The 9,549-nt window shown below is 75.4% G+C and carries 6 protein-coding genes; 3 read left to right on the forward strand and 3 right to left on the reverse strand.

Features of this window, described 5'->3' with window-relative positions; all coding sequences use genetic code 11:
• Positions 1 to 130: 130 nt before the first annotated feature.
• On the reverse strand, positions 131 to 1,366 hold the full coding sequence (locus ACFXOZ_RS41055; protein ID WP_380595136.1) for a cytochrome P450: 1,236 nt from the start codon (positions 1,364 to 1,366) through the stop codon (positions 131 to 133).
• A gap of 332 nt (positions 1,367 to 1,698) precedes the next feature.
• Between ACFXOZ_RS41055 and ACFXOZ_RS41060 the strand changes: the two genes are divergently transcribed.
• On the forward strand, positions 1,699 to 2,010 hold the full coding sequence (locus tag ACFXOZ_RS41060; RefSeq protein WP_375897123.1) for a hypothetical protein: 312 nt from the start codon (positions 1,699 to 1,701) through the stop codon (positions 2,008 to 2,010).
• A 2-nt stretch (positions 2,011 to 2,012) separates the two neighbouring features.
• Entirely contained in the window at positions 2,013 to 4,226 is a 2,214-nt protein-coding gene (locus ACFXOZ_RS41065; RefSeq protein ID WP_380595138.1) for a DUF6571 family protein, read from the forward strand.
• 80 nt (positions 4,227 to 4,306) lie between these two features.
• Here ACFXOZ_RS41065 and ACFXOZ_RS41070 read toward each other — a convergent pair whose 3' ends face one another.
• The gene (locus ACFXOZ_RS41070; protein WP_375897118.1) at positions 4,307 to 5,410 is read right to left on the reverse strand and encodes an NADH:flavin oxidoreductase/NADH oxidase; all 1,104 of its coding nucleotides are present in this window, start codon (positions 5,408 to 5,410) and stop codon (positions 4,307 to 4,309) included.
• Between the two features lie 120 nt (positions 5,411 to 5,530).
• Positions 5,531 to 8,347, reverse strand: coding sequence for an ATP-binding protein (locus ACFXOZ_RS41075; protein ID WP_380595140.1), 2,817 nt, complete (start codon positions 8,345 to 8,347; stop codon positions 5,531 to 5,533).
• Positions 8,348 to 8,531: 184 nt separating this feature from the next.
• Between ACFXOZ_RS41075 and ACFXOZ_RS41080 the strand changes: the two genes are divergently transcribed.
• Positions 8,532 to 9,476, forward strand: a complete 945-nt coding sequence (locus ACFXOZ_RS41080; RefSeq protein WP_380595142.1) for a hypothetical protein — start codon at positions 8,532 to 8,534, stop codon at positions 9,474 to 9,476.
• The last annotated feature ends 73 nt before the right edge of the window (positions 9,477 to 9,549 follow it).

Here is a 9,549-nt window from a genome sequence, read left to right on the forward strand (position 1 = left end):
TCGCCGCGTTGTCGTCGGTCGCCAATGCTCCGCAGTGGCTCCCTCCTCCGCCTTGCGATGCACGCACCCCAACGCCGCCCCGCCCGCCCTCCGGGCGAACGACGGGAGTCCGAAGACGGACCCTGGGCCATCACGGCGCGGCGGGCGTCGGGACGATCCAGAGCTCGGCCGGGCCGTTGATGATCGCCGACTCCAGCCGGGCGGGTGCCGGGCGGGAGGGGTCCAGGGCGCTGTCGGGGTGGGCGCCGAACAGGCCGGCCAGGGCGACCTCGGCCTCCAGGCGGGCCAGGGGCGCGCCGAGGCAGAAGTGCGGGCCGTGCCCGAAGGCGAGGTGCTCCTTGTCGGGGCGGGTCGGGTCGAACTCGTCGGGCCGGTCCGGGTGGAGGTCCGGGTCGCGGCCGGCCGCGCCGAAGCCGAGCAGGATCGGTTCGCCGCGGCGGATGACCACGCCCTCGCCGAGGTCGATGTCCTCCAGCGGGTAGCGCAGCGGGACGTGCATGACGGGGCTCTCGTGGCGCAGGGTCTCCTCGATGACGTCCTCCCAGCCGAGGGCGCCGGTGCGGACGGCGGCCAGGTGGCGGGGGTGGGTGAGGAGGGCCTGGACGGTGCTGGTGATGAGGTTGACGGCGGTCTCGTACCCGGCGCCGAGCATCAGGAACAGGGTGTCGCGGGACTCCTCCTCGGTGCGTCCGGTGTCGCCGCCGGTGCTGAGCGCGGCGACGTCGCTGGCGAGGTCGGGGCCGGGTTCGCGCCGTTTGAGTTCCAGCAGGTCGGTCAGCGCCACGTTGATCTCGGCGCGCGAGAGCGTCATCTGCTCGTTGGCCGCCGTGGTGGTCAGCAGGGCGTCCATGGCCCGGCCGATCGGGGGCCGCAGGTCGGCGGGGACGCCGAACAGGTCGCAGATCACCGTCATGGTCAGCGGCAGGGACAGCGCCCGGCGCAGGTCCACGGCCTGGCCGGGGGCGAGTTCGCCCAGCGCGCCGACGAGGGCGGCGGTGGTGGCCTCGATCCGGGGGCGCAGCGCGGACACCCGCCGGGGTGAGAAGGAGGTCGCCATCCGGCGCCGGGCGGAGCGGTGTTCGTCGCCGTAGCGGTTGAAGAAGTTCTGCTGGAAGGCGATCGGGCCCATCGGCCAGCCCTCGGGCACCGCGGCCAGGCCGGGCCAGTGGCGGCGTGCGTCGCGGGAGACGCGGGGGTCGCCGGTGAGCGCGCGGATCACCGGGGCGCGGGTCACCGACCAGGCGATGATGCCGTCGGGGAGTTCGACGCGTACGGCCGGTCCGGCGCAGCGCAGCCGCGCGTTCTGCTGGTGGAGGGTGCGGGCGGTCATGTCGAGCACGGGGCAGCGGGGGGCGTCCGGGGCCATGGGCTTGCTCCTCGGGGAGCTCGGGGCCGGGTCTGAGCTCCGTTGTAGAGGGGTGCCGGTCGGGCGTCAACGGCGTACGGGCGCGGTCGTCGCGCGCCCGCCCGGACGGCCCCGTGCGGTCGCCGGGCCCGGTGGCCGTACGGTCGCCGGGGTGCTGTGCGGGCCCGGCCCGGCGGGTGTGCCGTACCCGAACGGTCCGCCGGGCGCCGGGCGGTGACGAAACGGTGACAAATCTCTGATGCCTCCCTTGCGTCAACCGGTGCTCCGCGGACTTACGATCATCGGCGCCCGGCGACCACACCGCCGGGTCACCACACATGGGGGAACGACGGATGAGCACACCGGCACCGGGCGGGTTCGGGGTCAACCACGCCGCGCTGGACAAGGCGCACGCCACGCTGACCAACCTGGCCCACGACTGTCCGGGCGCGGGCGCGGTCGCCGACGACGCCACCGGGACGGCGGTCACGGGCCTCAAGAACTGGGACAGCGCCGGGGCGTTGAAGGACTCGCTGGACGAGTGGCACCAGCAGGTCAAGGCGCTGACCGGGCGGCTGAACGCCAACGCGGGCGCGATGCAGAGCACCGGCGCCAACTACCGCAGTACCAACCTGTCCATCGCCCAGTCCCTCCAGGTGCAGTGACCATGCTCGGATACGAGGACGTCATCAACGCCGATCCGGACGCGCTGACCGCCGCCGCCACCCAGTGGCGCGCGATGGCGACGCGCTTCCACACCATGCAGACCACCATGGAGCAGGACGTCCTGGGCGGCGCGGGCAACGGCGGCGGCATCGGCGGCAACGGCCTGTTCACCCCGGGCGGCCCCGGCCTGCCGGGCAGCGGCAACGGCCTGACCGGCGGCCCCTGGTGGACGGGCGGCACCGCGAACCTGGCCAACACGGCGCTGCTGGCCACCAAGGGCCAGATCGTCGACGCCCAGACCGAGGCCAACGCGATGGCCTCGCTGCTCGACGAGGCGCACGCCGACTTCGCCGCCGCGCAGAAGCAGACCCGCGACGCGGCCGACGGCGCCGTCAAGGACGGCTTCAAGGTGACCGGCACCGGCACGGCGGTGTTCGACGAGAGCACGCTCGACCCGGCCACCCGCCAGGCCCTGCACCACGACCCGGAGGGCCGGCAGTCCTACCAGGACGCGGCCGACAGGTGGACCAAGGCGATCGCGGCCGGCGTCCAGGCCGCCACCCGCGCCGACCAGCGCATCGCCGCCGCCCTGCGCGGCGCCTCCAAGGCGGGCAACCCGCTGGACACCACCTTCAACGGCCAGGCCGTGGGCGGCGGCGACGCCGGTGACGCCCAGCGCGCCGCCGACCTGGCCACCCACCTGGACGACCTGACCCCGGAGCAACTGGTCCAGCTGCAGGACCTGATGAAGGACAAGGCCGACCACCCCGCCTTCTCCCAGGGCCTGTTGGACCGGCTCGGCCCGGACGGCACGCTCAAGCTCGCCGGGAAGCTCAGCAGCCCCGGCGGCGACAAGAAGGCCGCCTACACCGACCTCCAGGGCGGCCTCACCCACGCGCTGGCCTCCGCCACCCAGGACACCAGTACCGACTTCTACCGGCGCTGGCGCGCGGGCATGGCCAAGGTCGGCTGCGACGCGGACCACAACTACGGCTCCAACACCGAGCCGGTGTACGGGTACCAGGTCCTGACCACGCTGATGGCCAAGGGCGACGCGAAGTACTCGGCCGGGATGCTCGGCGACCTGGCCGACGACATCACCGCGGCGGAGAAGAAGACCCCCGACGCGTGGGCCTACAAGGCCAACCACAACGGCACCGCGCTGGGCGCCGACCCGCTGGACAACGTGCTCGCGGTCATGGGCCGCGAGCCGGACGCCGCCACCGCCTACCTGGACCCGAACTCCGGCGGCGGCAACCAGCACCTGCACTACCTGCTCAAGGACCGCAAGTGGCCCGAGGGCTGGGTCACGTCGATGGCCGGCCCGTTCAAGACGCCCGACCCGCTGGCGCAGAGCGGCCTGGGCGCGGCGCTGGAGGCCGCCACCACCGGCCAGCCGGCCGGCGCCCCGCACACCGGGCACCACACCGAGGCCCAGGCCCGGATCATGCACGACACCGTCACCGCCCTGGACGAGGGCCAGGGCGGCACCAAGGTCAACGCCAACCTGCGCCAGCCGCTGGCCAACGCGCTGGCCGACTACACCAACGACAGCCACGAGATCTTCAACGGCCGCAACTCCCAGTACCTGGACCACGGCAGCACGGTGTGGACCGACGCGAACGGCACGGTGCACATGGGCGTCGGCGAGGACAGCCTGGTGCGGGTGATGCGCGGACTGTCCGACAACCCCGACGCGTACGCCACCCTGCACCAGGCCGAGAGCGCGAAGATCGCCCAGGAGCTGTCCTCGATCGGGCCCAACCCCTCGCAGAACGACATCCAGGACGTGATGAACAAGGGCGCCGCGAGCCTGGGCGTCTACGACGCGATCCGTGCCGACGTCGCCATGGGCCAGCGCGACGACGCCAACCTCCAGGCCGACTGGAAGGCCAAGGTGGCCTACCACGTGGTCGGCGCCCCGCTCACCCCCATCCCGTGGGTCGGCGACAGCGCCCAGCGCCTGGTCGACACCTGGGCCTGGGAGTGGGACAACCAGATGAAGGACCACAACAACAGCGTCGCCAACGCCAAGATCTCCGACACCTACCTGGACGCCAACAACGAGATGACCCACCTGGTCAGCGGCTGGGCCAAGGGCCGCGGCACGGACCCGGACAGCAGCATGATCCACGTCGTCGAGGACGCCTCCCACGACCGCCGCTCCACCAGCGCCACCACCGCGGGCCACTTCCTGGGCCGCGGCAACTCCTGACGCACCGCCAATTCCTGACGCACCGTCAACTCGACTGCGGCCGCCGCCCCCAGGCCTGGGGCGGCGGCCGCAGCGCGTTCTCAGGAGCGGTGGTACTGGACGGGGGTGTGCACCTCGCCGCCCAGCTCGCCGGCCGCGCGGCGGGCCCAGGAGGGGTTGCGCAGCAGCTCGCGGCCGAGCAGGACGGCGTCGGCGCGCCCGGCGGCCAGGATCTCCTGGGCCTGGGCCGGCTCGGTGATCAGGCCGACGGTGGCCACCGGCAGGCCGACCTGGTCGCGCACCGCCTCGGCGAAGGGCACCTGGTAGCCGGGGCCGGCCTCGATCGCGGCGTCGGGCACCAGGCCGCCGGTGGAGACGTCCAGCAGGTCCACGCCGTGCGCCTGGAGCTCCTTGGCCAGGCGGACGGTGTCCTGCGAGGTCCAGCCCTCACGGCCGTCCTGCGGGTTCTCGGTGAGCCAGTCGGTGGCCGAGACGCGGAAGAACAGCGGCAGCTCCTGGGGCCACACCTCGCGCACCGCGTCGACGACCTCCAGCGCGAAGCGGATGCGGCCCTCGAAGGAGCCGCCGTAGGCGTCGGTGCGGCGGTTGGTCTCGGGGGAGAGGAACTGGTGGATCAGGTAGCCGTGGGCGCCGTGGACCTCGACGACCTGGAAGCCCGCCGCCAGGGCGCGCCGCGCGGCGTCGGCGAACTGCCCGACGATCTCGGCGATCTGATCGACCGTCAGCTCCTCGGGGGTGGTGTGCTCGGGCGAGAAGGGCAGCGCGCTGGGGGCGACCGGGGTCCAGCCGTGCTCCTCGTCGGGGCTCAGGGCGCGTCCGCGGTCCACCCAGGTCCGCTCGGTGGAGGCCTTGCGCCCGGCGTGCCCGAGCTGGACGGCCGGGACGGTGCCCTGCGCCTTGAGGAAGTCGGTGATCCGGCGGAACGCCTCGACCTGGGTGTCGTTCCACAGCCCGAGGTCGTACGGGCTGATCCGCCCCTCGGGGCTGACCGCCGTGGCCTCCGTGATGATCAGCCCGGTGCCCCCGGCGGCCCGCGCCGCCTGGTGGGTGTAGTGCCAGTCCGTGGGGGCCCCGGCGGCCTCTCCGGCCGGTGCGGCGCTGTACTGGCACATCGGCGGCATCCAGACCCGGTTGGGAACGGTCAGCTCCCGCAGCGTGTACGGGGTGAAGAGGGTGGTGCTCATGTCGGACTCCCGGTGGGAACGGCAGCGCCAGGACACAGGCGCTTGCTGATGCGCTTTATATGTCCAAACAATAGTTGCACGGGACGATACTTTCAACGGCGGCCGCCCGCCCGGGGGGCCTCAGCCCCCCGACGACGGCGACAGCAGGGCGCGGGCCCGGTCGGCCAGGCCGTCGGCGCCGCAGCGTGAGGCCAGTTCCAGGCCCCGGGTCAGCGCGCTGCGGGCGTCCGGGGCCTGGAACCGGCCGTGCGGCGTCCCGTCCCGGCGGCCCAGCGCCTCACCCAGGTCGACCAGGGCGATCGCGTGCTCGTAGCGGGCCGGTGAGCGCTCCAGGTGCCGGACCGCCTCCGTCAGCAGTTCGGCCGCCGGCGCCGGCTCGTGCACCGCGGCGCACAGCCGCAGGGCGGTGCCCACGGCCGAGTCCGTCCGGGTCTCCCGGGCCCGCCGGACGCCCTCCTCGGCGAGGTCGCGGGCCCGGTCCGGCCGCTCGGGCGCCAGCGCGCGCGCCAGGTGCCCCAGCCACGGCGCCCACACCGTGTTGCGCCACCCCCGCGCGTCCAGGGCCGCCCCGGCGGCGGTCAGCGCCGCGGCCGCGCCCGGTGCGTCGCCCCGGGCCAGCAGCAGGCGGCCGTACAGCGTGCGGGCGTCGGGCAGCACCATCACCGTCGGGTACGGCGGGCCGAAGGAGTGCTTGCGCGCCAGCCGCAGGGCGTCGTCCAGCCGTCCGCGCGCGGCCAGGGTCTCGGCCAGCGCCCCGACCGCGTCCCAGTGCAGCGGGGTGCCCGGGCCGATCCGCGCGGCGGTGCGCAGCGCCCGGCGCAGGTGGTCCTCCGCCTCGGCGAGCGCGCCGCAGCGGAACCGCAGCATGCCGGTCAGCAGGTGGGCGAAACCGAGGTGGCCGCCGCTCCACCCGGCGACCTCGTAGGCGCGCACCGCCTCGGTGAACAGCTCCTCCGCCCGGTCGACCCGGTCGGCGTACAGGTAGCTGAGGCCCAGGATCCCGGGCAGCTCGAAGCCCCAGGTGGTGTTCGTCCAGCCCAGGCTCGCGGGCAGTCGGCCGCCCGGCAGCGCGGACTCGGCCAGTTCGAGCGCCCGCGCCCGGTCGGCGCCGCGCAGGGTCAGGTCCCAGCAGCGCAGCACGGCCACCGCGTGGGCCAGGCCGTCGTGTTCGAACACGCCGCCGCCCGGTGCCGTCGCGCCCGGTGCCGTCGTGTCCGGCGCCGTCGTGCCCGCGGCCGGCGCGCCCGGGGCCGTCGGGTCCGCGCCGAGGGCGGTGAAGGCCAGGCCGACCGCGCCCAGCATCCGGTGGAAGTCCGCCAGCCGCCGCGAGCGGCCGGGGCCGTCCTCGTCCTCGAACCGGAACGCGGCAAACATGAAGTGGGCGACCTCCAGGCGCAGTCGGCCCGGGCCCTGCGGGGTGCGCGAGGCCTCCTCGGCGCACAGCGCGGCGGCCTCGCCGAGCCGGTTGCTGTGGGCGAGGGCCTGGGCGAGCCGGAAGGTCGCGTCCACCCGCAGCTCCGGGCCCAGCCCGTACGGGTCGGCCAGTGCCAGGCGCAGCTGGTTGACCGTGGTCGCCGGGTCGGTGAGCAGGGCCGAGCAGCCGAGTTCGTAGAGCACCGGGGCGCGGTCCCGGTCGGCGGGCGGCTCGCTGATGGCCCGGCGCAGGCAGCGCTGCGCGGCCCCGGGCGCGCCGATGGCCAGGTGCTCGCGGGCCGCCCGGCGCAGCTTGTCGACGATCAGTCCGTCCCCCTCGGGCAGGATCTCCAGCAGGTGCCGGGAGGCCGCCGGCAGGCCGAGGCCGGCGTTCTCGACCTCGACGGCGGCCACGCCGTGCATCCCGGTGCGGGTGGCGGGCGGCATCGACTGGTAGACCGAGGTGGCGACCAGCGGGTGGACGAACTCCAGCCGGCCCGCCGACGTGGTGGTCAGCACCCGGTGCCGGCGCAGTTCCCGGACGGACTGGGCGGCGGCCTCCGGCCCCTGGGCGCAGATCGCGGCGGCGAGTTCGGGCCGGATGTCGGTGTCCAGCACCGACGCCGCCCAGGCGAAGCGCAGCGCGGTGGGCCCCACCCGGTCCAGCCAGTGCCGAAGCGTCATCCCCCGCGCGGTGGCGGCGAGTTCGCGCAGCTGCCCGGTGCTCTCCTCGACCGGGTCGAGCCGCTGGTCGGCGACCTCGCGCAGCAGGGCGGCGGTCTCGTACGGGTTCCCGGCGGTGACCGCCCACACGTGGCGGCAGAAGGCGTCCTCGGCCCGCGCGCCCAGGGCGGCGCGTACCAGGTGCGCGACCGAGGCGGGCTGGAGCGGACGCAGCTCGTGCCGGCGGTCCGCCCGCTCGGCGAGGCCGCGCTGCAGGGCCAGCGCGTCGTCGGGGAACTCGTCGCGGCAGGCGAGCACCAGCAGGGCCGGCAGCTCCCGGGCGCGCACCGCGAACCCGGCCAGCCAGCCGAGCGACTCCGGGTCGGCCCAGTGCAGGTCGTCGACCAGCACGGCGAGCGGCGAACGCAGCTGCACGAGGCGGGTGAGGACGAAGTCCAGTCCGTCGCGCACCCCTTGCGGGTCGAGCTGCCCGCCGGGCGGCAGCAGTCCCGCGGCCGGGCCGACGACGTCCGCCCACGGCCCGAAGACCCGCGCCCGCTCGTCGTCGGACAGGGCCGACAGCACCGGCCGCACCAACTGGCGCACCACGTGGAACGGCTCGTGGCACTGCCGCTGCCCGCCCCGGGCGAACAGCACCGTGCAGCCCGCGCGCCTCGCCGCCCGCCGCGCCTCGGTCAGCACCGCGGTCTTGCCCAGCCCGGCCGCGCCGGTGTAGAGCAGCAGCTCGCCCACGCCGGCGGTGCGGGTGAGCGCCTCGATCGCGCGCTCCGCGGAACGGAGTTCGGCCTCGCGCTCGTGCAACGGCCCGTCACCACCCGCCCCGGCCTTCCCCTCGGCCACCGCCGCCTCCCCTCCGCCCTGACCGGGCCGTCGTCACAGAGCGCCGAGGCTACTGCCGATCGGTCTGCTCCGGTACGAACTTGACAAGCCATCAGATCCGGGCCCCGGAAATCCGCTGGCGCCGGCCCGCCAGGGCGGAGATACTCGCCCGTCGGCGGGGCGGACGAAGGGGGAACGGGCGGGCGTGGAGGTCTTCGAGTGCAGGGCGTGCGGCACCGCGCTGACCGGGCCGCTGACGCGGGTCCCCTACCCGGTCTACGCCGGGCTGCCCTTCGGCAACGGCGTGGCCATGCCCGTCCTGATGGACCCGGGCACCTACGCCGTCGACGGTGACCCGGCCCGCGGGCCCCGCCCGACCGTCATCGCCCCCGGCGACGCCCACGGCACCGCCCTCGTCCAGCGCCGCGAACTCGGCGCCTGCTGCGGCATCGACGGCCGCTACGGCCCCAACGTCACCTGCGCCGGCTGCGGACGCAAGGTCGCCACCAGGATCGACGACTGCTCGCTGTGGCAGGCCACCTGGCTGGAACCCTCCGCGGTGCGCCCCGTCCCGGCCGGCCCCGACGCCCCGATCGCCGACTGGCACACCGTCACCGACCGGTGGTGCGCCACCGACCCGTCGGACGGCGACGGAAACCGGAGCATCCGCTGGGACGTGGAGGCCGCCGTGACCCTGGCCCACCTGGTCCACGCCGCCGACGGCGCGCCCCTGGACCTCGCCACCGGCCCGCTCGCCCAGGCCTTCCGCCCCCTCCTCGCCCAACTGCCGCCCCCCGCCGCCGGCCCGGCCCGCCCCGCCCGGCGCGCGGCCCTGGCCGGACCGGGCCGACCGCTGCCCCACCGCCTGCCCGACATCGCCGTCGTCCCGCGCCACCCCCGTACCGGCGAGTGCTGGCCCCCACCCCCCGGCGTGGCCGCCGTGCCGCTGGCCGCCGAGTTCTGGGCCGCCCTCGCCTTCCGCGACGAACGCGAACTCGCGCCCGCCACCGGCGGCCTGCCTCCGGGAGTCGAACGCGACGACCCCCTCCCGCCCCACCCCCGCTACCCGGGCTACCTCGACCGGCGGGTCCTGCGGGCCGCGCTCGACCGCCTGAACGGCGTCGCCGACACGGCGGACGAGCCATGGTGAGGAGCGACGGCGGCGCCGCCCCGGGAAGGGCCCCCGGGGGCGCCGCCCCCGAGACACCCCGACCCTCAGCGCA

The sequence above is a fragment of the Kitasatospora sp. NPDC059160 genome, from assembly GCF_042755465.1.
Classification (GTDB): Bacteria; Actinomycetota; Actinomycetes; order Streptomycetales; family Streptomycetaceae; genus Kitasatospora.